The organism is Streptomyces venezuelae, from assembly GCF_008642275.1.
Lineage (GTDB): Bacteria > Actinomycetota > Actinomycetes > Streptomycetales > Streptomycetaceae > Streptomyces > Streptomyces venezuelae_E.
Genome location: NZ_CP029189.1, coordinates 4852513 through 4875974, shown reverse-complemented (window position 1 = coordinate 4875974; position 23462 = coordinate 4852513). Strand labels below are relative to the sequence as shown.

28 protein-coding genes are annotated in these 23462 nt (G+C 72.4%); 12 read left to right on the top strand and 16 right to left on the bottom strand.

Going from position 1 to position 23462, the window contains the following annotated elements; translation table 11 throughout:
- Together DEJ51_RS21865 and DEJ51_RS34625 are read left to right on the top strand one after the other, a co-directional pair.
- Positions 1–858 carry an alpha/beta fold hydrolase gene (locus DEJ51_RS21865; RefSeq protein WP_150259100.1) on the top strand — a complete coding sequence of 286 codons (858 nt, stop codon included), beginning with the start codon at positions 1–3 and terminating at the stop codon, positions 856–858.
- A gap of 97 nt (positions 859–955) precedes the next feature.
- A complete protein-coding gene (locus tag DEJ51_RS34625) occupies positions 956–1108 on the top strand; it encodes a hypothetical protein (RefSeq protein WP_167745535.1) in 153 nt (50 codons plus the stop codon).
- Between the two features lie 71 nt (positions 1109–1179).
- Here the strand turns inward: DEJ51_RS34625 and DEJ51_RS21860 are convergent, their stop codons facing one another.
- From DEJ51_RS21860 to DEJ51_RS21845, 4 genes are all read right to left on the bottom strand, one after another.
- On the bottom strand, positions 1180–1785 hold the full coding sequence (locus DEJ51_RS21860; RefSeq protein WP_030764671.1) for a MarC family protein: 606 nt from the start codon (positions 1783–1785) through the stop codon (positions 1180–1182).
- Positions 1786–1860: 75 nt separating this feature from the next.
- Positions 1861–2724, bottom strand: coding sequence for a PHP domain-containing protein (locus DEJ51_RS21855; protein WP_150259099.1), 864 nt, complete (start codon positions 2722–2724; stop codon positions 1861–1863).
- 69 nt (positions 2725–2793) lie between these two features.
- On the bottom strand, positions 2794–3438 hold the full coding sequence (locus DEJ51_RS21850; protein ID WP_150259098.1) for a DUF6758 family protein: 645 nt from the start codon (positions 3436–3438) through the stop codon (positions 2794–2796).
- 61 nt (positions 3439–3499) lie between these two features.
- The gene (locus DEJ51_RS21845; protein WP_150259097.1) at positions 3500–4084 is read right to left on the bottom strand and encodes a suppressor of fused domain protein; all 585 of its coding nucleotides are present in this window, start codon (positions 4082–4084) and stop codon (positions 3500–3502) included.
- Positions 4085–4478: 394 nt separating this feature from the next.
- Between DEJ51_RS21845 and DEJ51_RS21840 the strand changes: the two genes are divergently transcribed.
- A complete protein-coding gene (locus DEJ51_RS21840; RefSeq protein ID WP_150259096.1) occupies positions 4479–5594 on the top strand; it encodes a magnesium and cobalt transport protein CorA in 1116 nt (371 codons plus the stop codon).
- 72 nt (positions 5595–5666) lie between these two features.
- Positions 5667–6167 (top strand): hypothetical protein, encoded by a 501-nt coding sequence (locus DEJ51_RS21835; RefSeq protein WP_150259095.1) that lies wholly within the window; start codon positions 5667–5669, stop codon positions 6165–6167.
- A 90-nt stretch (positions 6168–6257) separates the two neighbouring features.
- Here the strand turns inward: DEJ51_RS21835 and DEJ51_RS21830 are convergent, their stop codons facing one another.
- Positions 6258–7049 carry a hypothetical protein gene (locus DEJ51_RS21830; protein WP_223835923.1) on the bottom strand — a complete coding sequence of 264 codons (792 nt, stop codon included), beginning with the start codon at positions 7047–7049 and terminating at the stop codon, positions 6258–6260.
- Positions 7050–7236: 187 nt separating this feature from the next.
- Here DEJ51_RS21830 and DEJ51_RS21825 point away from each other — a divergent pair, with 187 nt between their 5' ends.
- The 3 genes from DEJ51_RS21825 (at position 7237) to DEJ51_RS21815 (ending at position 10394) form a co-directional block, all read left to right on the top strand.
- Positions 7237–8508, top strand: coding sequence for a magnesium transporter MgtE N-terminal domain-containing protein (locus DEJ51_RS21825; protein WP_053613292.1), 1272 nt, complete (start codon positions 7237–7239; stop codon positions 8506–8508).
- 175 nt (positions 8509–8683) lie between these two features.
- A complete protein-coding gene (locus tag DEJ51_RS21820; protein WP_223836202.1) occupies positions 8684–9190 on the top strand; it encodes a DUF1003 domain-containing protein in 507 nt (168 codons plus the stop codon).
- An 88-nt stretch (positions 9191–9278) separates the two neighbouring features.
- The gene (locus DEJ51_RS21815; RefSeq protein WP_190620979.1) at positions 9279–10394 is read left to right on the top strand and encodes an Mrp/NBP35 family ATP-binding protein; all 1116 of its coding nucleotides are present in this window, start codon (positions 9279–9281) and stop codon (positions 10392–10394) included.
- A gap of 84 nt (positions 10395–10478) precedes the next feature.
- On the opposite strand, the gene DEJ51_RS21810 is transcribed toward DEJ51_RS21815, so the two are convergent.
- From DEJ51_RS21810 to sigE, 5 genes are all read right to left on the bottom strand, one after another.
- Entirely contained in the window at positions 10479–11210 is a 732-nt protein-coding gene (locus DEJ51_RS21810; RefSeq protein WP_150259093.1) for a hypothetical protein, read from the bottom strand.
- A 139-nt stretch (positions 11211–11349) separates the two neighbouring features.
- Positions 11350–11820 (bottom strand): sec-independent translocase, encoded by a 471-nt coding sequence (locus DEJ51_RS21805; protein WP_150259092.1) that lies wholly within the window; start codon positions 11818–11820, stop codon positions 11350–11352.
- A 147-nt stretch (positions 11821–11967) separates the two neighbouring features.
- Entirely contained in the window at positions 11968–13341 is a 1374-nt protein-coding gene (locus tag DEJ51_RS21800) for a S1C family serine protease (protein WP_150259091.1), read from the bottom strand.
- 54 nt (positions 13342–13395) lie between these two features.
- Positions 13396–14070, bottom strand: coding sequence for an anti-sigma factor family protein (locus DEJ51_RS21795; RefSeq protein WP_150259090.1), 675 nt, complete (start codon positions 14068–14070; stop codon positions 13396–13398).
- The gene (gene sigE / locus DEJ51_RS21790; RefSeq protein WP_190620549.1) at positions 14067–14846 is read right to left on the bottom strand and encodes an RNA polymerase sigma factor SigE; all 780 of its coding nucleotides are present in this window, start codon (positions 14844–14846) and stop codon (positions 14067–14069) included. Before sigE ends, DEJ51_RS21795 begins: the two co-directional genes overlap by 4 nt.
- Before the next feature lie 178 nt (positions 14847–15024).
- Here sigE and DEJ51_RS21785 point away from each other — a divergent pair, with 178 nt between their 5' ends.
- Positions 15025–15687: an O-methyltransferase gene (locus tag DEJ51_RS21785; RefSeq protein WP_030385883.1), complete on the top strand. Its 663-nt coding sequence runs from the start codon at positions 15025–15027 to the stop codon at positions 15685–15687.
- Between the two features lie 31 nt (positions 15688–15718).
- Here DEJ51_RS21785 and DEJ51_RS21780 read toward each other — a convergent pair whose 3' ends face one another.
- Both DEJ51_RS21780 and DEJ51_RS21775 read right to left on the bottom strand, forming a co-directional pair.
- Positions 15719–16336, bottom strand: a complete 618-nt coding sequence (locus tag DEJ51_RS21780; protein ID WP_150259089.1) for a hypothetical protein — start codon at positions 16334–16336, stop codon at positions 15719–15721.
- Positions 16337–16473: 137 nt separating this feature from the next.
- The gene (locus DEJ51_RS21775) at positions 16474–16641 is read right to left on the bottom strand and encodes a DUF3117 domain-containing protein (RefSeq protein WP_003966491.1); all 168 of its coding nucleotides are present in this window, start codon (positions 16639–16641) and stop codon (positions 16474–16476) included.
- Positions 16642–16974: 333 nt separating this feature from the next.
- On the opposite strand from DEJ51_RS21775, the gene DEJ51_RS21770 reads away from it, so the two are divergent.
- Positions 16975–17778, top strand: a complete 804-nt coding sequence (locus DEJ51_RS21770; RefSeq protein WP_150259088.1) for an enoyl-CoA hydratase/isomerase family protein — start codon at positions 16975–16977, stop codon at positions 17776–17778.
- A gap of 20 nt (positions 17779–17798) precedes the next feature.
- Here DEJ51_RS21770 and DEJ51_RS21765 read toward each other — a convergent pair whose 3' ends face one another.
- Positions 17799–18377, bottom strand: coding sequence for a DNA-3-methyladenine glycosylase I (locus tag DEJ51_RS21765; RefSeq protein ID WP_150259087.1), 579 nt, complete (start codon positions 18375–18377; stop codon positions 17799–17801).
- Positions 18374–18727 carry a DivIVA domain-containing protein gene (locus tag DEJ51_RS21760; protein ID WP_150259086.1) on the bottom strand — a complete coding sequence of 118 codons (354 nt, stop codon included), beginning with the start codon at positions 18725–18727 and terminating at the stop codon, positions 18374–18376. The genes DEJ51_RS21765 and DEJ51_RS21760 overlap by 4 nt, the downstream gene beginning before the upstream one ends.
- A 76-nt stretch (positions 18728–18803) precedes the next feature.
- Between DEJ51_RS21760 and folP the strand changes: the two genes are divergently transcribed.
- Positions 18804–19664 (top strand): dihydropteroate synthase, encoded by an 861-nt coding sequence (folP, locus tag DEJ51_RS21755; RefSeq protein ID WP_150259085.1) that lies wholly within the window; start codon positions 18804–18806, stop codon positions 19662–19664.
- A gap of 109 nt (positions 19665–19773) precedes the next feature.
- Here the strand turns inward: folP and DEJ51_RS21750 are convergent, their stop codons facing one another.
- Entirely contained in the window at positions 19774–20541 is a 768-nt protein-coding gene (locus DEJ51_RS21750; RefSeq protein ID WP_150259084.1) for a TIGR00730 family Rossman fold protein, read from the bottom strand.
- 64 nt (positions 20542–20605) lie between these two features.
- Positions 20606–21685 (bottom strand): succinyl-diaminopimelate desuccinylase, encoded by a 1080-nt coding sequence (gene dapE / locus DEJ51_RS21745; protein ID WP_150259083.1) that lies wholly within the window; start codon positions 21683–21685, stop codon positions 20606–20608.
- 86 nt (positions 21686–21771) lie between these two features.
- Between dapE and DEJ51_RS21740 the strand changes: the two genes are divergently transcribed.
- Both DEJ51_RS21740 and DEJ51_RS21735 read left to right on the top strand, forming a co-directional pair.
- Positions 21772–22749, top strand: a complete 978-nt coding sequence (locus tag DEJ51_RS21740; protein ID WP_223835921.1) for a hypothetical protein — start codon at positions 21772–21774, stop codon at positions 22747–22749.
- A 266-nt stretch (positions 22750–23015) separates the two neighbouring features.
- Positions 23016–23384 (top strand): ATP-binding protein, encoded by a 369-nt coding sequence (locus tag DEJ51_RS21735; RefSeq protein ID WP_150259082.1) that lies wholly within the window; start codon positions 23016–23018, stop codon positions 23382–23384.
- The last annotated feature ends 78 nt before the right edge of the window (positions 23385–23462 follow it).

Below are 23462 nucleotides of genomic sequence, written 5' to 3'. Positions count from 1 at the left end.
ATGAGCAAGCCCCCGCGTCTCACGCTGCCCGCCGCCGCCCGCGCGTACCTCCTCGCCACCGACCGCGGCTCCTTCGCCGTGCACGAGGCCGGCGAGCCCGTACGCGGCACCGCCCTGCTGGTCCCCGGTTTCACGGGCAGCAAGGAGGACTTCATCGGCCTCCTGGAGCCGCTGGCGGCCGCCGGTTACCGGGTCGTCGCCGTGGACGGCCGGGGCCAGCACGAGAGTCCGGGCCCGCGCGAGGAGGCCCCGTACGCCCTGGAGGAACTGGGGCGGGACGTCCTGGCGCAGGTGCGCGCGCTGGGCGGGGACCGGGTGCACCTGGTCGGCCACTCGCTCGGCGGGCTGATCTCGCGCGCCGCCGTGCTGCGCGACTCCTCGCCCTTCGCCTCCCTCACCCTGATGAGCAGCGGCCCGGCCGCCATCTCGCAGGAGCAGCAGGCACGGACGAAGCTGCTGGTCGCGGCGCTGGAGGCGATGGGCGACGACATGCCCGGGATCTGGGAGGCGATGCGGGCCCACGATCCCGAGGACGCGGCCGCGGACTCCCCCGAGCTCGCGCACTTCCTGCGCGAGCGGTGGCTGGCCACCGTCCCCGAGCAGCTGGTCGTCACCGGTCGGACGCTGATCTGCGAGCCGGACCGGGTGGCGGAGCTGAGCCGGGTCGGCCTGCCGAAGATGGTCCTGTCCGGGGCCGTGGACCAGGCCTGGCCGGTGCCGCTGCTGGACGAGACGGCCCGGCGCCTGGACGCGCGGCGGGTGGTCGTGCCGGGGACGGATCACTCGCCCAACGCCGAGGACCCGGTCACGACGGCGCGCGAACTGGCCGCGTTCTGGGACTCCTGCACCAGCTTGTAGTTAGCCAGTGAAAAAATTTCCTTAGCGTAGGGAATGATTGCGGCCTACACTTCGTTGGACCAGTGCAAGGAGAAACACTGACGAAGGGAGAAGCCCCGTGCGCTTCGAGATTCTGCGCCTGGACGACGTCGACGGATCCGCCGTGGACAGCACCGTCGTCGACGCGGCCTCCGTCAACCGGATCGTGCAGCAGGCCGCAGCCGTCGGCCAGCGCATCCTGATCCGACCGGCCGAGAGTGCGTCCTGCTGACGCACCGCACGAAGACACTTCCGCCCCCGCACCGGTCCCGGTGCGGGGGCGTTCGCGTGAGCGGCCGGACCTCAGGAGCCCTGGACGACCTGCAGCACGCCGTTGATGATCTGCTGGACGGCGATCGCCGAGAGCATCATGCCGGCGAGCCGGGTGACGAGGACGACGCCGCCGTCCTTGATGACCCGGATGATCACCAGCGAGTAGCGCATGGTGATCCACAGCACGACGTGCATGGCCACGATCGCGGCCCAGACCGAGACCTGCCCGGCGGCGCCGTCGGCCTTCTGGACGGCCAGGATCACGGACACGATCGCGCCGGGCCCGGCCAGCAGCGGCATGCCGAGCGGGACCAGGGCCACGTTCACGTCCTTGGTCTGCTTGGGCTCGTCGTTCTTGCCGGTGAGCAGGTCCAGCGCGATGAGCAGGAGCAGCAGACCACCGGCGATCATCAGCGCCGGGACCGAGACGTGCAGGTAGTCCAGGATCTGCTGGCCGCAGATGCCGAAGACCGCGATGACGCCGAAGGCCACGCAGACGGCCTGCCAGGCCATCCGGCGCTGCACCTTGACGGGGCGGCCGGAGGTCAGCGCCAGGAAGATCGGCGTGATCCCCGGCGGGTCCATAATCACAAAAAGGGTGAGAAAAAGGGATCCGAAGACGGCGAAATCAAACACAGTGATGCCTTGCAGAAGAGAGGGGTGTCGCGAAGAAGAAAAGGGGGACGGGTGGAGCGGGCCGGATCCGGCCGGTCAGCGCTCGCGTCCGCCGGCGCCCGGCACCGGGAAGGCTCCCGTCGCGCGGCGCGTGATCTCGCCGTAGATCTCGGGGTCGGTCGTGAACTCCCCGAGGCGACAGGTCTTGCGGCTGCCGTGGTAGTCGCTGGACCCCGTGGCCAGCAGGCCGAGCTCGGCGGCCAGGCCGCGCATCCGCGCACGGGTGTCCGCGTCGTGGTCCATGTGGTCCACCTCGACGCCGTCCAGACCCGCGGTCGCCAGCTCGGCTATCGCGGACTCGGAGATGCACCGGCCGCGCTTGACGGCGGCGGGGTGCGCGAGGACGGTGACTCCGCCGGCCGCCTTGACCAGGCGCACCGCCTCGAACGGGTCGAGCTCGTGCTTCTCGGCGTACGCGCGGCCGCCGTCGGCGAGCCAGTCGGGCGTGAAGGCGTCCGACACGGTCGGTACGACGCCCAGCTCGACGAGGGCGGTGGCGATGTGCGGGCGTCCGACCGAGCCGTCACCGGCGATCCTGGCCACCTGCTCCCAGGTGACGTCGACGCCGAGGTCCTGGAGCTTGGCGATCATGGTGCGGGCGCGCGGGGTGCGGTCGTCGCGCACGAGCTCCCGCTCCCGGGCCAGCTCGGGCTCCTCCGGGTCGAAGAGGTACGCGAGCATGTGCACGCCGACCCCGTCCAGCCGGCAGGAGAGTTCGGCCCCGGTCACCAGCGTCAGGCCGGCGGGCAGGGCCGCGAGGGCCTGGCCGTATCCGCGCACGGTGTCGTGGTCGGTCAGCGCGACCACGTCCAGCCCGGCACCGGCGGCGTTGCGCACCAGTTCGGCGGGGGTGTCCGTACCGTCGGAAGCCGTGGAGTGGCAGTGCAGGTCGATGCGCACAGCCTTGCTCCAGGGGTCGCACGTACGGGGGACACTCCAGGATAACCGGGCCGCGGACCCCTCAAGCCCTCAGGCGGGGCCCAGGATGCGGGGGCTCAGGGCCCCGCACGGAACGAGCTCGACCTCGGCTCCCGCGTCGCGCAGGTCGGTGAGGACGAGCTCGTCGTACATCAGCAGGCCGGACTGCTCCGGCCAGACGATCGCCCAGAGCCACAGGCCGCGCGCCTCGCCGGCGAAGACGGCGCGGTCGTCCGGCCCGCCGTTCACGTGCCACAGCGGGGTGGGGCGCCCCGCCGCGACCACCTTGGCGTGGGGCGGCGCCGACACGTCGATGGACGAGCCGGGGTCGACGCCGTCGATGCCCGCGTACCGGGCGCCGAGGCCCACGCCCAGCTCCTCCGCGATCAGCAGCAGCTCGCCGATCCCGCCCAGCGGGCCGGGGCCGGAGCAGGCCACCGCCGTCGCCCGGCCGCCGCTGCGGTCGTCACCGGCGGACGCGACCCCGGTGAACAGCCACCCGACCGGGAGCGGCCACGGCATCCACACCGGTACCCGGGCCCGGTGCGACACCACGCTCAGGCCTTCGACGCTCGGCGGGATGACGGGTTGCAGGGGGTGGACGGCGCCGTGCAGCGCGCACTGCCAGGAGTCGGAGAAGAGTCCGGGCGCCCTGACCCGGCCGCCGCACTTCGGGCAACTTGGTTCACCCCTCATAAGAAGCCACGCTCCTCCCCGCCCGGCCCCCCGTCAAGGCACGCTCACCCGTCCGGGGCCCTCAGTCCAGGGCTACGGCGCTACGCAAAGGGTCCCGCAGGTCCGTCCCGCGCGCGAGCCAGCGTTCCTGGAGGGCGGCCGCTCCGTGCACCCGCTTCCAGGCGGCCTCGTTCGCCGTCATCGGCAGCAGGGGCAGGAAGTGGACCGGATCCATGGGCTCGTCCAGCTCCAGGTCCTCGACCAGACCGCCCGGCTCCGCCACGAGGACGGAGCTGAAGGGGGCCCCGTCCCACAGCGGTTCACCCACGTCCAGCGAGGCCCCCGGGGCCACGACCAGCCCTTCGACCTGGGGGGACGCGGCCAGCACCGCGAGCGGCCGCAGGAGTTTGTCGGTGGCCGCCAGGCCTGCCCGTACGGTCAGCACGAGCTCGGCGCGCGGGCCCCGTACGGGGTCGGCGACCACGGCGGTCGGATCGGTCATCGGGTGCGCGGACATCCCGAGGGTCGCGTACCGGACGAGGTCGCCCTCGGCGAAACGGAGTACCTCGATGCGGTCGGTGCCCAGGAAGGTGACGGCGGCGCGCGCGTCGGGTTCACCGAACGCCGTCCGCAGCCGGGCCTCCACGAGGGCCAGAATTTCTGCCATGAAGCGAGCATAGAACTCGTATCAGGCGGGTAAAGGGCGGGTCTTGACCATCCGTCGGCTGATAGTGTTGACAGCTGTTCGGGGCCGCACGCAGAAGCGGTGTTTCAGCGCCCCGGCGACAGGACGTCCCTCACGGGGGACCGGCCGGAGGAGGTGGGGCTGCGGTGGACCGAAGTCGATCGTGCAGTACCAATCGCTCTTCCACTTCTGTGACGGGCGCATCCCGCCCCCTTTGATCTGCTCGATCCGTCTGATCCGCTGATCAGTAGAAGAGCGACGGCAGAACGTTGTCCTCCCGTCCTGTTCCCTCCCGCTGCCCGGGCCTGCCCGCCCGCTCGCGGTGGAGGGTCTCCCACCCGTACGGTCCGCAGCCGTGCGCGAGAAGGAGCCTGCCATGTCGATGCTGCCCTACCTGCGTGCGGCCGTCCGTCCCGCCCTGCGCAGGGCCACCCCCGTACAGCCCGGCTACGACACCACCCGCGACCCGTCGGCGAGCAGCGCGGTGGTCGACTGCGCCGTGTACCGCGACGGGCGGCGGGTGCTGGGTCCGGCGTGTCTGACGCCCCGTGAGGCGATCCGCCGGGTCCGCGAGGACGGCGGCTTCGTCTGGATCGGCCTGCACGAGCCGACGGAGGCCGAGTTCGCGGGGATCGCCGCCACCTTCGGACTGCACCCGCTGGCCGTGGAGGACGCGGTGCACGCGCACCAGCGGCCGAAGCTGGAGCGTTACGACGACACCCTCTTCACGGTCTTCAAGACGATCCACTACGTCGACCACGCCGAACTGACCGCCACCAGCGAGGTGGTGGAAACCGGCGAGGTGATGTGCTTCACCGGCCCCGACTTCGTCATCACCGTCCGGCACGGCGGACAGGGGTCCCTCAGGGGGCTGCGCCACCGCCTCCAGGACGACCCGGACCTGCTCGCGAAGGGCCCCTCGTCGGTCCTGCACTCCCTCGCCGACCACGTGGTCGACGGCTACATCGCGGTCGCGGCGGCGGTGCAGGACGACATCGACGAGGTGGAGAGCGAGGTCTTCGCCGCCCCCTCCAAGGGCAGCGCGCGCGGAGGCGACGCCGGCCGCATCTACCAGCTCAAGCGCGAGGTGCTGGAGTTCAAGCGGGCCGTCTCGCCGCTGCTGCGTCCGATGGAGCTGCTGAGCGAACGGCCGATGCGGCTGGTGGACCCGGACATCCAGAAGTACTTCCGCGACGTCGCCGACCACCTGGCGCGGGTGCACGAGCAGGTGGTCGGCTTCGACGAGCTGCTGAACTCGATCCTCCAGGCCAACCTCGCGCAGGCGACCGTCGCCCAGAACGAGGACATGCGCAAGATCACCTCCTGGGCGGCGATCATCGCCGTGCCGACGATGATCTGCGGCGTGTACGGGATGAACTTCGACCACATGCCGGAACTCCACTGGCGCTACGGCTATCCGATGGTGATGGTGGCGATCGCCGCCTCCTGCTTCACCATCCACCGCGCGCTGCGCCGCCACGGCTGGCTCTGAGGCGCACCCGTCCGGGTCCTGCGGACCGGGACGCCCGCCCGCGGGCGGGGAGCGACCCCCTACCCTGTCGGCATGACTCTCAGCGCGCTCGACCTGGCCCTCGTCGAGGAGGCCACCAAGAAGTCCGGCCTGATCTGGGTGCGCGGCGGCGGGGCCGACCGCGCCCTGTGGCACGCCTGGGTGGACGGCGCGGCCCATGTGCTGGGCGACGGGCCCGGCGAGCAGCCGTTCCCGGGGCTGGCGGACGGCGCGAGCGCCGAGGTGACCGTACGGAGCAAGGACAAGGGCGGCCGGCTGGTGGCCTGGACCGCGACCGTACGGGAGCTGCCGCCCCGCGGCGAGGAGTGGGCGGCGGCGGTCGCCGAGCTCAAGGGCAAGCGGCTGAACGCCGCCGACTCGGAGGACATGACCGAGCGGTGGGCCCGGGAGTGCCGACTGCTGCGGCTGGAGCCCGAAACGGTCCGCGGGCAGCTCCCGGACGGCTCGCTCGCCGCGACCCCGCTGCCGTCCCCGGCGACGACCCGCAGGGCGATCCCGGCGGGCCTGCCGAAGCTGCTGCTCAAGCGCCGTTAGCCTGTCGGCGGGCTGGGGAGGACGGCCTCCGGCCGGCGGCCGTGGCGGCGCCGGGCCCGACCGCCACCGGATCCGCCGACCCGCGGAGCGTTACGGCTTGGTGGGGTTCGCGCCCTGGCCGGAGCCCTTGGAGGGGGCCGGGGCGGGGGCGCCGCCCTGGTCCTTGGTCGTCGGCAGCTGGGAGCCGTAGTCGACGGTCTGGTCCTGCGCGGGTGCCTCCAGCGGAAACGTCTTGCCCCACTCGGCGAGTTCCACCCGGCCCGCACCGCCCGCGCGTTCCATCATCAACGGGTACGGGGTGCCCTCCAGCGAGACCGACAGCTTGCCGCCCTTGCCCGCGTCCGCCGTGACCTGGACCGCACGGGTGTGCCCGACCTTGGTGTACGAGCCCTTGGCGAGCTTGCCCTGCAGCCCGAGCAGCCCGTCCAGCAGGACGTCCATGTCGGTGAACCCGCGGAACTGCTTGTACGAGGGGTCGCCTTCGGGCACCTTCACGAACTTGTCGCCGAGCTTGCCGGCCGAGTCGGACTGGCCCCAGAACGCCGCGCTCGCCTTCAGGTACAGCTGCTCCCCCACGCGCAGCAGCTGGAAGGTGTCCTCGTGGGACTTCACCTCGCCGGATCCGCCGTCCGCCTTGAGCCGCATGTCGAGGGTGAAGGACTTGCCGCCGCTCACCAGCGTGCCGGACAGGTGCACCGAGTCGGCCTCCGTCGCGGCCGCCTTCGCCTTCGCCTCGATCTTGTCCGCGGACAGCTTGCCGACGCCGTTGGTGCCCTCGTCGGGGTCCTCCCCACAGCCCGTACCGGTGACGGCGAGGCCCGCGCACAGCACCCCGATGAAGGCGGCCCGGCGCAGCCGCGCGGCGGGGAAGTAGGCGGTCACGTGCGGGTGCCTCTCGTCGGTCGTCTGCGAGCAGCAGGCAGCGTACCCGCCCGTACGTCGCCGCCCGCGACCGCTCCCCGCTGTTCGCCCGCCCCCGGCCGGACCGCCCCACCAGGACGCTTCCGGGCGGCACGGGCTAGCCTGAGGGGCGGCACGACTCTTGATCGACGCACTAGGAGGCGCTCGGATGGCTGCAGGCGCCCCGCGGATCTTCGTCTCGCATCTGTCGGGTGTGCCCGTCTTCGATCCCAACGGCGACCAGGTCGGCCGGGTCCGCGACCTCGTCGCGATGCTCCGGGTCGGCGGCCGACCGCCGCGGCTGCTGGGCCTGGTGGTCGAGGTCGTCAGCCGGCGCCGGATCTTCCTGCCGATGACCCGGGTCACCGGGGTGGAGTCCGGCCAGGTCATCACCACCGGCGTGATCAACATGCGGCGGTTCGAGCAGCGCCCGACCGAACGCCTGGTCCTGGGCGAGCTGCTGGACCGGCGGGTGACGCTGGTCGCGAGCGGCGAGGAGGTCACCGTCCTGGACGTGGCCATCCAGCAGCTGCCGGCCCGCCGGGACTGGGAGATCGACCGGATCTTCGTGAGGAAGGGCAAGTCGGGAGCGCTGCGCCGGCGCGGCGAGGCCCTGACGGTGGAGTGGTCGGCGGTGACGGGCTTCTCGCTGGAGGAGCACGGGCAGGGCGCCGAGAACCTGGTCGCCACCTTCGAGCAGATGCGCCCGGCCGACGTGGCGAACGTGCTGCACCACCTGACGCCGAAGCGGCGCGCCGAGGTGGCCAACGCCCTCGACGACGACCGGCTCGCGGACGTGCTGGAGGAGCTGCCCGAGGACGAGCAGGTGGAGATCCTCGGCAAGCTGAAGGAGGAGCGCGCCGCCGACGTCCTGGAGGCGATGGACCCGGACGACGCCGCCGACCTGCTGTCCGAGCTGCCGGAGGACGACAAGGAGCGGCTGCTGACGCTGATGCAGCCGGACGACGCGGCGGACGTGCGCCGCCTGCTGTCCTACGAGGAGAACACCGCGGGCGGCCTGATGACCACCGAGCCGATCGTGCTGCGGCCGGACGCGACGGTCGCCGACGCGCTGGCCCGCGTACGGCAGGCGGACCTGTCGCCCGCGCTGGCGGCGCAGGTGTACGTGTGCCGGCCGCCGGACGAGACGCCGACGGGCAAGTACCTGGGCACGGTGCACTTCCAGCGGCTGCTGCGCGACCCGCCGTTCACGCTGGTCAGCTCCATCGTGGACACCGACCTGCCGCCGCTGCGGCCGGACGCCTCGCTGCCCGCGGTGACCACGCACCTCGCCGCCTACAACATGGTGGCGGTGCCCGTGGTCGACGAGAGCGGCTCGCTGCTGGGCGCGGTGACCGTCGACGACGTGCTGGACCACCTGCTGCCGGACGACTGGCGGGAGACGGACTTCCATTCCGAGGAGGCCGTCGGTGGCCGCTGAGCGAGGGCGCTTCGACCGGGGGCGGGGCGAGCAGGCGCGCGAGCGGCGCCGGGAGCAGATCCGGGAGCGGCGCGAGCAGGCCCGTACGCAGGCGCGCGAGCACGGGCTCGCGGCGGACGCGGCGGAACGTTCCGGCGAGCGCACGGCGAAGTCGTCGGGCACCGGGTCGAGCGCGCTGACGCGCTCGCGGGTGCGCCTGGACCTGCCGCGCGCGCCGCGCCGGTCACTGCTGCCCGAGTACGACCCGGAGGCCTTCGGGCGGCTGTCGGAGCGGGTGGCGCGCTTCCTGGGCACGGGCCGGTTCATCGTCTGGATGACCCTGGTCATCATCGTCTGGGTGCTGTGGAACATCTTCGCGCCGGACGGACTGCGGTTCGACCCGTACCCGTTCATCTTCCTGACGCTGATGCTGTCGCTCCAGGCCTCCTACGCGGCCCCGCTGATCCTGCTCGCGCAGAACCGGCAGGACGACCGCGACCGGGTCACCCACGAGCAGGACCGCAAGCAGAACGAGCGGTCCATCGCCGACACGGAGTACCTGACCCGGGAGATCGCCGCCCTGCGGATGGGCCTGGGCGAGGTCGCCACCCGCGACTGGATCAGGTCGGAGTTCCAGGACCTGATCAAGGAGATGGACGAGCGCCGTCTATTCCCGGCGGAACGTGATGAAGGCGACCGCTGACGGGCTTTCCTGAGCCCTGCTACCGAGCCGTACCATCGGGTACATGGCTACCGACACAAGCTCCGCCGCCGTGCCCGAGCAGGACGCGATCCTGGACGCGCTGGCGACGGTGAACGACCCCGAGATCCACCGGCCGATCACCGAGCTCGGCATGGTCAAATCGGTGGAGATCGGCGAGGGCGGCGAGGTCGCCGTCACGGTCTACCTGACGGTGTCGGGCTGTCCCATGCGCGAGACCATCACCAAGAACGTCACCGAGGCCGTCGAGAAGGTCGCGGGCGTCACCTCCGTCGCCGTCTCCCTCGACGTGATGAGCGACGAGCAGCGCAAGGACCTCGCGGCGACGCTGCGCGGCGGCACCGCCGAGCGCGAGGTGCCCTTCGCCAAGCCGGGCTCGCTGACCCGTGTGTACGCGGTCGCGTCCGGCAAGGGCGGTGTCGGCAAGTCCTCCGTCACGGTGAACCTGGCCGCGGCGATGGCGGCGGACGGTCTGAAGGTCGGCGTGGTCGACGCGGACATCTACGGCCACAGCGTCCCGCGCATGCTGGGTGCGGACGGCCGTCCCACCCAGGTCGAGAACATGATCATGCCGCCGTCCGCGCACGGCGTGAAGGTCATTTCCATCGGCATGTTCACCCCAGGCAACGCCCCGGTCGTGTGGCGCGGGCCCATGCTGCACCGCGCTCTGCAGCAGTTCCTGGCCGACGTCTTCTGGGGCGACCTGGACGTGCTGCTGCTGGACCTGCCGCCGGGTACGGGTGACATCGCGATCTCCGTGGCCCAGCTCGTGCCGAACGCGGAGATCCTCGTCGTCACCACCCCGCAGCAGGCCGCGGCCGAGGTCGCGGAGCGGGCCGGTTCCATCGCCGTGCAGACCCACCAGAAGATCGTCGGCGTGGTCGAGAACATGTCGGGCCTGCCGTGCCCGCACTGCGACGAGATGGTGGACGTCTTCGGCTCGGGCGGTGGCCAGAAGGTCGCCGACGGCCTGACCAAGACGGTCGGCGCGACGGTGCCGGTGCTGGGCTCCATCCCGATCGACGTCCGGCTGCGCGAGGGCGGCGACGAGGGCAAGCCCGTCGTCCTGTCCGACCCGGACTCCCCGGCCGGCGCGGCCCTGCGCGCGATCGCGGGCAAGCTGGGCGGCCGCGCCCGCGGCCTGTCGGGCATGTCCCTGGGCATCACCCCGCGCAACAAGTTCTAGCAACCACCGGACCGGCGGCCCGCAGGGTCGGCGCAGCGTGGAAGGGCACCGCCAGGAGGCGGTGCCCTTTCCCGTACTCCGGTCCTACTCGTACGAGCCGAGGTCCGCGATCGCGGAGAAGCCGAGCCCGTACGCGCTCATCCCGCGCCCGTAGGCACCCAGGTGAACCCCGCTCCCGGTGGAACCCGCCAGCACCCACCCGAACTCCGACTCGCGGTAGTGGAACGGCGTCGGCTCCCCGTCCACCGGCAGCGACAGCGTGGACCAGTCCTCGCCGTCCAGGTCGTCCGCCAGCTCCCAGGCGGCCTCGGTCTGCTGGTCCAGCCAGTCGTCGCGCAGCGAGTGGTCCATCTGCCCGGGCCAGCTGTACGCCAGCAGCCCGGAGCCGGCCAGCCAGGCGGCCGAGGCGACCGAGGTGGCCTCCAGGACGCCGGTGCCGTCGCCGCTGCGGCGCAGCGGGTTGCTCGCCACGGTGATGACCACCGCGAAGCGCTCCTTCTCACCCGTGGCGATCTCGCCCCGGGCGGAGGGCTCGTCGCCGTGGCCGGTGGAGCCGTGCTCCACGGTGCCGTCGGCGGCCACCGCGACCTGCATGAGCCAGCGGGGGCCCGTGAAGGCCCCGTCCAGCCCGTACCAGGGGAAGTCGGCCGCCAGGAACCCCTCGGCCGTCCGGCGGGCCGCCGGTACGGGCGCGGCGGCCTCCTGTGGCTGCGTATGGCTGTCGGGACCGGTATCCGGCTCCTGGTCGGGTGCGCCTGCGGAGGCGGGGGCCTCCGCGGTCTGTGCCCCTACCCGGCTGCTGCTCGTCGTCTCCATCTGGGCGGCCTCTCGTTCCGTGGGGTCCGGAACGGCCCTCCCCCTCGCTGTGCTGGGGGGACCCCCTCCCTCGGGCGTCCTGCGATCCGGACAGATGGAGGATAGCCATCCGACCGCGGATCGCCGGGAAGGCCGCGCGTCAGGTGGCGTCGGCGTCGAAGCGCGAGCGTGCGTCCGGGGCGGGGGCGGCGGGCTTCTTCAGCAGGTCCGGGCCGGTCACGGCGGGCGCGGCGGCGGCGGGCGTGGCGGCCGCGGCCGAGGAGGCCGGGGCGGCCGCGTCGCTGTCGGACGCCGAGCTCTTGACCGCGTCGGAGACGTCGCTGAGCTCCTTGCGGAGATCGAAGCTGGTGCGGATCTCCCTGAGGTCCTCGTTCTCGGTGAGCTGCTTGCGGATGAAGGTCTTCGGGTTCAGGTCCTCGAACTCGAAATCCTTGAACTCCGGGCCGAGTTCCGAGCGGATGTCGTTCTTCGCGCTGTCCGAGAACGCCCGGACCTTCCGGATGAAGCCCGTGACGTCCTGGATGACCTTGGGCAGCTTGTCCGGTCCGAAGACGAGGATGCCGAGCACCACGATCGTGACGAGTTCGAGTGCGCCTATGTCGTTGAACACCTTGCCGCTCCTCGGCTCTGTATCACTTCGGGCCCCGACACACGGTACCCGGCGTTGTCCACGAGCCCATACCTGCGTACCGCCTCCGTGGCGGTTTCTCCCCCGGACCGCGTCCGTGAGGCGCCCTCCGGGGCCGTCGTCCCGTGCTCATGAGCCGTCTGCCGATCCGAGGACCACCTTCAGTGTGCTTTCGCGGCCGGCTCGGAGCACGGTGAGGGTGAGCGGGTCGCCCGGGCGGTGGGCCCGGATCTTGATGATCAGCTCGTCGCCGCCGCGGACCCGCTGGCCGTCCACCTTGGTGATCACGTCCCCGGCCCGGATCCCGGCGCGCGCGCCCGGTCCGTCGGCGACGACGGACGGCTTGCCGTCCTCGCCCTTCTCCCCGACCCGGGCACCGTCGCCCGCGTAGTCCATGTCGAGGGTGACCCCGATGACCGGGTGCGTGGCGCGGCCGGTGCGGATGAGTTCTTCGGCGACGCGCTTGCCCTGGTTGACGGGGATGGCGAAGCCGAGCCCGATGGAGCCGCCCTGGCGGGTGGGGTCCTCCTTGTCGGCGCCGCGGATCGCGCTGTTGATGCCGACCACGTGGGCCTTCGCGTCGAGGAGCGGGCCGCCGGAGTTCCCCGGGTTGATGGGCGCGTCGGTCTGCAGCGCGTCGACGTAGCTGATGTCGCTGCCGTCGCCCTTGTCGCCCCCTGCGGTGACGGGCCGGCCGGTGGCGCTGATGATGCCGGCGGTGACGGTGTTCGACAGGTCGAAGGGCGCGCCGATGGCCACCACCGGGTCACCGACCTGCACGTTCTCGGAGTTCCCCAGGGTCAGGGGCCGGAGCCCGCGCACCCCGCCGACCTTGACCACGGCCAGGTCGTAACCGGAGTCGCGGCCGACCAGCTCGGCGGTGACGCTCTCGCCGGTGCTGAAGGTGACCGTTATCTCCTGGGAGTCGGCGACCACGTGGCTGTTGGTCAGGATGTGGCCCTGCTGGTCGAGCACGAAGCCGGTGCCCGTACCGCTGCCCTTCGTGCCCCGTACGTGCAGGGTCACCACGCCGGGGAGCGCGGTGGCCGCGATCCCGGCCACGCTCTCGGGGGCCCGGCCGTGGTCGGCAGCGGCGGCGGCCTGGGGGAGCTCCAGCCGGGTGTTGCTCTGCCGCTCGGCGAGCACGCCGAGGTAGCCGCCGATCCCGCCGGCGAGCAGGGCCGTTCCGAGGCTGAGGGCCACCACCTGCCACAGCCGGATCCCGTGCGGCGTCCGGCCCCGGTCCACGACCTGCAGGGGCTCGGTGCTCCAGGGGTCGTACCGCACCGCGGGGGCCGCGGCAGGCACGTCCGCGGCGGGCACGTCAGAGGCGGCCCCGTCCGGGGCCGGGACGTCCGGGGCCGGGGGCGTGTCCTGTACGCGGTCCTCGCCCCCGGTTCCGGGCCGCGGCGCGGGAACCGCCGCGCGGCGGCCGTCCTCGGCCGTCCCCTCGGGCCGGCTCCACCACTGCGGAGCCGGGTCGGTCTGCTGGCTGTCGGCCATGGGCGCTCCCCGCGTGCTTGTGCGCATGTGCCGCAGATTCAACCAGGTCCCGCGTCAGCGCAGCAGGGAGACCGGGCGAGCCGGATGCTGCGGGGAGGGCTGGAGCGGCGGCAGCGGGGTCGCCACGGCCGACAGGAGGGTCGGGACCGCCTCGGGGCTGGGAAGGCGGTCACGGGCCCCCTGGTCGGCCACCGGCAGGGCAGGCCCGGGCCTGGAGGCCGGGGCCGGGGAATCACCCCGCAGGTTCGGGTCCACCTCCAACGGCAGGGCGCCGCCGAGCGCCAGAGCGGCCAGCGAGACGGCCCCTGCGGCGACGAAGGCGAACCGGCGGCGCGGACGGCCCACTTCGTGGATGCGGAAGCCCTCCTGCGGCCGTGGCCGGGCGGCGACGGGCAGCCCGTAGGCGAACGTGCCGAAGGGGTCGGGCCCCGCGGTACCGGCCGGGCCGGCGGAGCGGCCGGGGCCGGAGGGGCCCTGCGGGTCGTCGAGGCCGCCGCCCGGCAGCCCTTGCAACCGCGCCAGCAGCCCCGCGGACAGCGGCGGCGGCGCGCTCTCCACGAACATGGTCTTCAGGCGCCGCTGGGCATCGGCCTCGGCCTTGCACCGGGCACAGGTGGCCAGATGGGCCAGGACCCGGTCACGGGCGTCGTGTTTCAGCTCCCCGTCCACCAGGGCGGCGAGCCGGTCGCCCAGGTGCTGTTCGGCGGGTGACGGACTGACCTCGCTCACTCGGCTCCGCCCTCTCCCCCGGCGCCGGGGGCGCCCGTCGCCACTCCCGCCAGCGCGCGCTGCTCGGCGCGGGCCTGCGGGGACCGGTGCTTGAGTGCCTTGCGCAGGTGTGAACGCCCCCGGTGGATACGGCTGCGCACGGTGCCGAGCTTCACGCCCAGCGTCGCGGCGATCTCCTCGTACGACAGGCCCTCGATGTCGCACAGCACCACGGCCGCGCGGAACTCGGGGGCGAGGGTGTCCAGCGCCTGCTGGACGTCCGCGTCGAAGTGGGTGTCGTGCAGGACCTGTTGCGGGGAGGGCTCACGGCTCGGGAGCCGGTCGGCCGCGTCGTCGCCGAGCGCGTCGAAGCGGATCCGCTGCTTGCGGCGCACCATGTCCAGGAACAGGTTCGTCGTGATGCGGTGCAGCCAGCCCTCGAACGTGCCGGGGGTGTACGTGGACAGCGAGCGGAAGACGCGGACGAAGACTTCCTGCGTCAGGTCCTCGGCGTCGTGCTGGTTACCTGTCAGACGGTAGGCAAGGCGGTAGACCCGCGCGCTGTGCGTGCTGACGATCTCCTCCCATGAAGGAGGGGTCCACGCCTGGGAGCCCGCATCGGCGGCAAAGGTCGCGGTGGTCGCGGCGTCGGCGGTGTGGAAGCGGTCAGCAATGTAGGTCACGGATTTCGGCTCACCCGCCGACCGGAAGAGGCGTCTCAGTGCGCCCCGACGATCCACAGGCGCAGCCGCACCTCCCCTGTCGGCTCTGGTGGTGTCCAGTGGAGTCCCTACCATAGCCACCCCCTCTGTCAGCTCCGGATAAGCGTTTTTGCAGTATCTTTACGCGAGACTTAAGCCCTGGAGCGGCACCGGCCGTCGATCTGCCCGGCACCGTCCCCTCTTATCCCGCCTCCACCCTTCACAACGCCCGGTCCCATCTGCGGGTTCCCGACGTCAACGGATACAGTCACCGTTGCGCCAACTATGGGGACAGGAGAGGGTCATTACCGGCAACCGGCAGACGAGCTGGGCGTTCGCCGACGCGTTTGTCGCCGAGGACGACGCTCTGCGATGGGCCCGCGACCGGTCCAGGGAAGCGGGCCTGAGGTCCGTCTCCCCCGGCACCGGGGCCGCGCTGCGCCTGCTGGCCGCCACCGCGGACGCCAAAGCGGTCGCCGAGATCGGCACCGGAACCGGCGTCTCCGGCATCCACCTGCTGCACGGAATGCGCCCCGACGGGGTGCTGACCACGGTGGATCCCGAAGCGGACCGGCAGGCCTTCGCCCGCCAGGCCTTCCGCGCCGCCGGCTTCGCGGGCAACCGCGCCCGCTTCATCCCCGGCCGCGCCCTCGACGTCCTGCCACGGCTCGCCGACGGCGGATACGACCTCGTCTTCTGTGACGGGGACCCCTCCGAGTCCCTCGACTACCTCGCCGAATCGTTGCGGCTGCTGCGCCCCGGCGGACTGGTGTGCTTCGAGGGGGTCTTCTCCGACGGCCGCACGGTCGACTCCGCGGCCCAGCCGGTGGAGGTGCTGCGCGTCCGCGAGCTGCTGCGCAGCGTCCGCGAGAGCCCCGCGCTGGAGGCCGCGCTGCTCCCGGTGGGCGACGGGCTGCTGTGCGCCGTGCGCCGCTAGGCCGTCCCTTTCGGATCCTGCCGGGGCCGGGTCAGCCCAGCAGCGCGAAGGTGAGCGCCGCCGTGCCGCCCAGGGCGGTGCCGGCGAGCAGCTGGGCCGGGGTGTGCGCCCGCAGCGTCAGACGGGACCATCCGACCGCGGCGGCGACCGCGGCCGCCGGGAGGACCGCCGGGCCGAAGACGAGCAGCAGGATCATCACGGTGCCGCCGGCCACCGACATGTGGATGGATATCTGCCAGGCCACGGTCACCAGCAGGGACGAGACCAGGCCGACGAGCATCGCGACGACGAGCGCGAAGACGTCCGCCGGGGCGCCCAGCAGGCGCAGCAGGGCGACCCCGGCCAGGACGGAGACCAGGCTCAGCGCCATGGGCACCACCCGCTGGCGCCGCACCCGGATGTGCTGGTCGGTCAGCGCCCCCCGCCTGACCCCCAGGGCGATGATGCCGATCGGGACGACGCCGCAGAACAGGGCGGCGAGCAGGCCCCAGCCGAGCCCCGTCCACGAGCCGGTGCTGTGCCACCCGACCACCAGGAGCAGGGCGACCACCAGGTTCGCCGGTGCCAGTCCGTCGGACAGGACGCGGGCCGCCTTCTGGCGGGGGGTGCAGTCGGCGAAGGCCGGGGGCGCGGGCGGGGAGAAGGTCACGTGCGGCTCCGCCGGGATGCTGGGGACAGGGGTCCTCGGACACGACACAACGCTGCCCCGGCCGCGGGTCGCGGTCGGGGCAGCGCAGAGAATGCGGAAAAGCAGAAGGTGGAAGTGCTGTCGGTGTCCCCGTGGGGTCAGCCGACGACCTTCTTCAGGGCGTCACCCAGGGCGTCCGCCTCATCAGGGGTCAGCTCGACGACAAGCCGACCGCCGCCCTCGAGCGGTACGCGCATGACGATGCCCCGCCCCTCCTTGGTGACCTCGAGCGGGCCGTCGCCCGTCCGCGGCTTCATGGCCGCCATGCTCGTTCCCCTTCCTGAAACCAGCTCATCGTCAGCCGACGGCCCCGTTCAGGCGCCTAATACCCGGCATCGAACACATTGCTTCCCAGCCATTATCCCGCATGTCAGGACCCGATGACCAACATCGCATGGGAACGCTTGGGCAACGCGCTCGACCAAAACCACTCATTTCGGGGATCCGCCTGCGATACTTCGCCGCCGCACCCGGGAAGCGGCACCGGCTTTCTTTGACGCACATCACATGTGCGTGCCACGTCCGGTCCGCCATGCTGACCCTTGCACCGGACGGTACCGACCGGTAGCCAAGCCCGCGACGAAGGGGGACCCCCTGCCATGGCCGACAGCGTGCTCTACGAAACGACCGACGGACTCGCGACCATCACGATCAACCGCCCGGACGCGATGAACGCGATGAACACCGAGGCCAAGGTCGCCCTGCGCGACGCGGTCCAGGCGGCGGCCGCCGACACCGCCGTACGGGCCGTGCTGCTCACCGCGGCCGGGAACCGGGCCTTCTGCGTGGGTCAGGACCTCAAGGAGCACATCGGGAACCTCGCCTCGGACCGCGAGACGGGCACCTCCCTGACGATGACCACGGTGGCCGACCACTACAACCCCATCGTGCGGGCGCTCACCGAGATGCCGAAGCCCGTCGTGGCCGGCGTGAACGGCGTCGCGGCCGGTGCGGGCTTCGGCTTCGCGCTGGCGGCGGACTTCCGGGTCGTCGCCGACACCGCCTCCTTCAACACCTCGTTCGCCGGGGTGGCGCTGACCGCCGACTCCGGGGTCTCGTGGACCCTCCCCCGCCTGATCGGCGCCTCCCGCGCCTCGGACCTGCTGCTGTTCCCGCGCTCGGTCAAGGCGCAGGAGGCGTACGAGCTCGGCATCGTCAACCGTCTCGTGCCCTCGGACTCCCTGCACGCCGAGGCGGAGGCCGTGGCCCGCACGCTGGCCGCCGGTCCGACGGTCGCGTACGCCGCGCTGAAGGAGTCCCTGGCCTACGGGGCCTCCCACACGCTCTCCGAGGCGCTGACCCACGAGGACGTCCTCCAGACCCGCGCGGGGGCCTCCGAGGACCACGCCATCGCCGTCCAGGCCTTCCTGGCGAAGCAGCCGCCGAAGTACCTCGGCCGCTGACGCGCGTCCCGCGATCCGGCTCAGGCCGGGTCGCGGGAGACGCAGTCGGCCAGGTGGTCGTTGACCAGCCCGCAGGCCTGCATGAGGGCGTAGGCCGTCGTGGGGCCGACGAAGCGGATGCCGGCCTTCTTCAGTGCCTTGGCGAGGGACGTGGACTCCGGCGTGACCGCCGGGACCTCGGTGACCGTCAGCGGGGCCGGTCCCGGTTCCCCGGGGGCGTGGGACCAGATCAGGGTGTCCAGTTCGCCCGGCTCCCACCCGGCGAGGACCTTCGCGTTGGCCAGGGTCGCCTCGATCTTGGCCCGGTTGCGGATGATCCCCTCGTCGGCCAGCAGCCGCTCCGCGTCGCGCTCGTCGAACTCCGCGACCGCCGCGATCGAGAAGTCCGCGAAGGCCTTACGGAATCCCTCGCGGCGCCGCAGGATCGTGATCCAGGACAGCCCCGACTGGAACGCCTCCAGGCACAGCCGTTCATAGAGCGCGTCGTCCCCGTGCACGGGACGGCCCCACTCGGTGTCGTGGTAGGCGACGTAGTCCGGCGTGGACAGCCCCCACGGACAGCGCAGCAGCCCGTCCGGGCCCGCGACCGAACCGCTCACCGTTCGCCGCCCTTGGTGAGGTCGACGTGCCCGGGCGCGTCCGACGGAGCCGCGGCGGGCGCCGCCGCGGCCGTGAGCTGGGCGATCCGCGCGTCCCGCTCGGCCAGTTCGGCCGCGAGCCGCTCCAGTACGTCGTCCACCTCGGCCATCCGGTAGCCGCGCGGGGCGACCGGCAGTCGCAGCGCGTCGATGTCGGCCCGTACGACGGGCCGGGTCTCCGGCAGCCCGTCCGCGACCCGGTCCGGCTCCGCTTCCGGCAGCACGGCCTCCGAGCCGCCGCCGATCACCGCCAGGGTGACCGCTGCCACGACCACGACCAGCGCGATCATCAAGAAGAAGAACACGATCACTCCCCACGAGAGACTCCGACCACCAGGTTAAGGTCGCAGATGAGGCGGGGGGGCCGCCGAAGGAGGAAAGAGCAGGATGCTGCGACTGGGCAGGCGCGAGTTCGACACCCACGAGCCGGTGATCATGGCCATCGTGAACCGGACGCCGGACTCCTTCTACGACCAGGGCGCGACGTTCCGCGACGAGCCGGCACTGGACCGGGTCGAGCACGCGATCGCCGAGGGTGCCGCGATCATCGACATCGGCGGGGTCAAGGCGGGGCCGGGCGAGCACGTGGACGCGGCCGAGGAGGCACGGCGCACGGTCGGGTTCGTGGCGGAGGTCCGGCGCCGCCACCCGGACGTGGTGATCAGCGTGGACACCTGGCGGCACGAGGTCGGCGAGGCGGTGTGCGAGGCCGGGGCCGACGTACTCAACGACGCCTGGGGCGGGGTGGACCCCAAGCTCGCGGAGGTCGCCGCGCGGTACGGCGCGGGCCTGGTCTGCACCCACGCGGGCGGTGTGGAGCCGCGCACCCGGCCGCACCGGATCGCGTACGAGGACGTCATGGAGGACGTGCTGCGCGTGACGGTCGGGCTGGCGGAGCGGGCGGCGGCTCTCGGCGTGCGCCGGGACGCGATCATGATCGACCCCGGACACGACTTCGGGAAGAACACCCGCCACTCGCTGGAGGCCACGCGCCGGCTGGACGAGATGACGGCCACGGGCTGGCCGGTCCTGGTCTCCCTGTCCAACAAGGACTTCGTCGGCGAGACCCTCGACAAGCCGGTCAAGGAGCGCCTGCTGGGCACCCTGGCCACGACGGCCGTCTCCGCCTGGCTGGGCGCGCAGGTCTACCGCGTCCACGAGGTCGAGGAGACCCGGCAGATCCTCGACATGGTCCGGTCCATCCAGGGGCACCGCCCTCCGGCCGTCGCCCGCCGCGGCCTCGCCTGACCGCCCGCCGGCCACGGCCCGCCGCGCCCTCGCCCGACCCCTCGGCGGCCGGAGGCCGGCGCGGCCGCCCGCGGCCTGTGGGGCCCGGGCCGCGGCCCGGGCCCGGTGGCTACTTGCCGACTTCCTTCGTCACCAGCGCGATGGCCTCGTCCACGTCGTCGGTGACGTGGAACAGGTAGAGGTCCTTCTCCGACGCCTTGCCCTGGGCGATCACCGTGCCCCGCAGCCAGTCGATCAGGCCGCTCCAGTACTCCGTGCCGAACAGCACGATCGGGAAGCGGGTGATCTTCTGGGTCTGGACCAGGGTCAGCGCCTCGAACAGCTCGTCCAGCGTGCCCAGCCCGCCCGGCAGGACCACGAAGCCCTGGCTGTACTTCACGAACATCGTCTTGCGGACGAAGAAGTACCGGAAGTTCAGGCCGAGATCGACGTGCTGGTTGAGTCCCTGCTCGAAGGGCAGCTCGATGCCGAGGCCGACCGAGATGCCGTTCGCCTCGCGGGCGCCCCGGTTGGCCGCCTCCATGGCTCCCGGACCGCCTCCGGTGATCACCGCGAAGCCGGCGTCGACCAGCGCGCTGCCGATCCGTACGCCCGCGTCGTACTCGGGCGAGCCCTCCGGCGTACGGGCCGATCCGAACACGCTGATCGCGGGCGGCAGCTCGGCCAGCGTGCCGAAACCCTCGATGAACTCCGACTGGATGCGCAGGACCCGCCAGGGATCGGTGTGCACCCACTCGGAGGGCCCGGCCGAATCCAGCAGCCGCTGGTCCGTCGTGCTGCCCGCCTGCACCTGGCTCCGCCTCCTCAGCACCGGCCCGAGCTGCTGCTCCTCGGGCCGACGACGAGCGGAACCCTCGGGACTGCCGTGGTTGCCCATGCTGTGCTCCCTCCTGCTGATCGTTGGATCAGGGTAGGCGCACAAAGGTGACGAGAAGCGGAATTCAGGAGGTCAGCCAGGCGCGGAGTCGTTCCTCGCAGTGCAGGATCGCCTTCGTCTCGACGCGTTCGTCGACCTTGTGCGCCAGCAGGGCGTCGCCCGGGCCGTAGTTGACCGCCGGAACGCCGAGGGCGCTGAAGCGGGAGACGTCCGTCCAGCCGAACTTGGGCATGGCGCGGCCGCCGACCGCGTCCATGAAGGCCTTGGCCGCCGGGTGGGAGAGGCCGGGGAGGGCTCCGGGCGAGGAGTCGTCGACCACGAACTCGGCGATGTCGCAGTCCGCGAACACCTCCTGTACGTGGGCCAGCGCCTCGGCCTCGGTCCGGTCCGGGGCGTAGCGGAAGTTGACGGTCACCGTGCACGCGTCGGGGATGACGTTGTTGGCGACGCCGCCCTCGATGCGGACCGCGTTGAGGCCCTCGTGGTACTCCAGGCCGTCGATGACCGGCTTGCGGGGCTCGTAGGCCGCGAGGCGGGCGAGGATCGGGCTCGCCGAGTGGATGGCGTTGGAGCCCATCCAGCTGCGGGCGGAGTGGGCGCGCTCGCCCGCGGTGCGGAGCAGGACGCGCAGGGTGCCCTGGCAGCCGCCCTCGACCTCGGCGTTCGAGGGTTCCAGCAGGACCGCGAAGTCGCCGGTCAGCCAGTCGGGGTGGGCGGCCGCGACCTTGCCGAGGCCGTTGAGGTCGGCGGCGACCTCCTCCTGGTCGTAGAAGACGAAGGTGAGGTCCCGGTTCGGCTCCGGCACGGTCGCGGCGATGCGCAGCTGCACGGCGACACCGGACTTCATGTCGGTGGTGCCGCAGCCCCACAGCACGCCGTTCTCGTCGAGGCGGGAGGGGACGTTGTCGGCGATCGGCACGGTGTCGAGGTGGCCGGCCAGCACGACGCGCTCGGCGCGGCCGAGGTCGGTACGGGCGACGACGTTGTTGCCGAAACGGTCCACCGTGAGGTGCGGCAGGCCGCGCAACGCGTGTTCCACGAGGTCGGCGAGTACCTTCTCGTCGCCGCTCACGGACGGAATGTCGACGAGCCGGGCGGTCAGCTCGGCGGCGTCCAGGGTGAGGTCCAGCTCGGATTCGGACATGAACCGACCCTAACGCCCCGGGATGCGCCGAAGCCCCGTACGTCCGGCCGGTGGACGCGTCATATGCCTCAAGTACGGTGGGCCGCGTGTCCGAGACCCGTGATCCCCGTCCTCGTCGCCGCCGGCTGGTCCGGGCGGCCGTCGGCCTGCTCGTTCTCCTCGCGGTGATCGGGTACTTCGCCGTGCAGCACGATTCGAACGGCGGCGGCGGTGCTCCGTTCTGCGTGGCCAGCGCGGATCCGGTCGGGGAGGACGAAACCTCCGAAACGTACGAGATGTCGCCGGAGCAGGCGGCGAACGCGGCGACGATAGCCGCCGTCGGCGTCGCCAAGGGCCTGCCCGACCGGGCGGTGACCATCGCGCTGGCGACCGCCATGCAGGAGTCCGCGCTGCGCAATCTCGACCACGGCGACCGGGACTCGCTGGGCCTCTTCCAGCAACGGCCGTCGATGGGCTGGGGCACTCCGGCGCAGATCACGGATCCGGTGTACTCGGCCGGGATCTTCTACGACCACCTCGTCGACGTTCCGGGGTACTCGCGCCTGCCGCTGACGGTGGCCGCGCAGAAGGTGCAGCGCAGCGGGTTCCCGCAGGCGTACGCGAAGCACGAGCCCGACGCGACCGTGCTGACGGCGGCCTTCGCCGGCGGCGGCACCCTGAACTGCGGCGGGCCCGCGCCCACCGGCCCGGGCGACCCGGAGCGGGTACGGGCCGACCTGGTCCGGATCTTCGGCCAGGACGGCATGCACACCATGTCCCCGCAGGGCGGCCAGGCCGGCCGGAACACCGGCGGGGGGCGGACCGCACCGGAGGCCGAGGTCACCCTGACGGAGAAGAAGGGCGGCGACGAGGCCGTGGTCCGCCGCAGCCGGGCCATGGCCCACTGGGCGGTGGCCCACGCGAAGGCGATGGGCATCTCCCGGGTGTCGTACGACCGGCACGGCTGGACCGCGGGCAAGGACCGGGGGCGGTGGCAGGACAAGGGCGGCCCGGGGGCCAAGGACGGTGCCGGGGACCCGCACTACGCGGGTCCGGGCGTGGTACGGATCTTCATGGCCCGCTGATCCGCTCCGCGGCCGGGCACACGGCGGGGCACGCACCGGAGGCGCCCGGGCGCACGTACGAGTGATCACTCCTGCGGGGGGATCCGTGTAGCGGGTCACGGATCCCGGAAACGGACGGAATCCCTGGTCGGCGCCCATCCAATGCGCTTTTCGCGGAAGCCGATTAAACGATGCGTTACCGATCCTTTACCCATCGGCACCGCAACTCCACCCGCCCCGTGAGCGGTTAGTCATGGCGTACTCAGCCGCTACCGCTTAGGAGCAACATGTCTCTCCCCCTGACCCGTCGGATCGCCCGTGCCGCGCTGCTGATCGCAGCCGGGGCAGCGCCCGTGGTCGGTGCGGCCGGTGCGGCCAGCGCCGCCGGTCTGGAGTCCGTGCCGCAGCTGGGCCAGCTCACCGCCACCGACACGGCCGCGCCCACGGACGCGGCCGCGGGCCTCGTGGACACCGCCGGCGGCGCCACCAAGGACCTGCCGGCCCCCGCCGCCGACGTGGCCGGTACCGCGCAGGGCCTGCTCGGCGGGCTCCCCACGACGCAGGAGCTTCCGGTGTCCTCGCTGCCGACGTCCTCGCTGCCGACCTCCGGTGTCCTGCCGGGCGGTCTGCCCGGTGGCCTGCCGCTGGGCGGCTGACGCCGCGGGAAACAGCCGAGGGGGCCGGGAGTGCGAACTCCCGGCCCCCTCCGGCGCGTCCGGCGTGGCGTCCGGCCG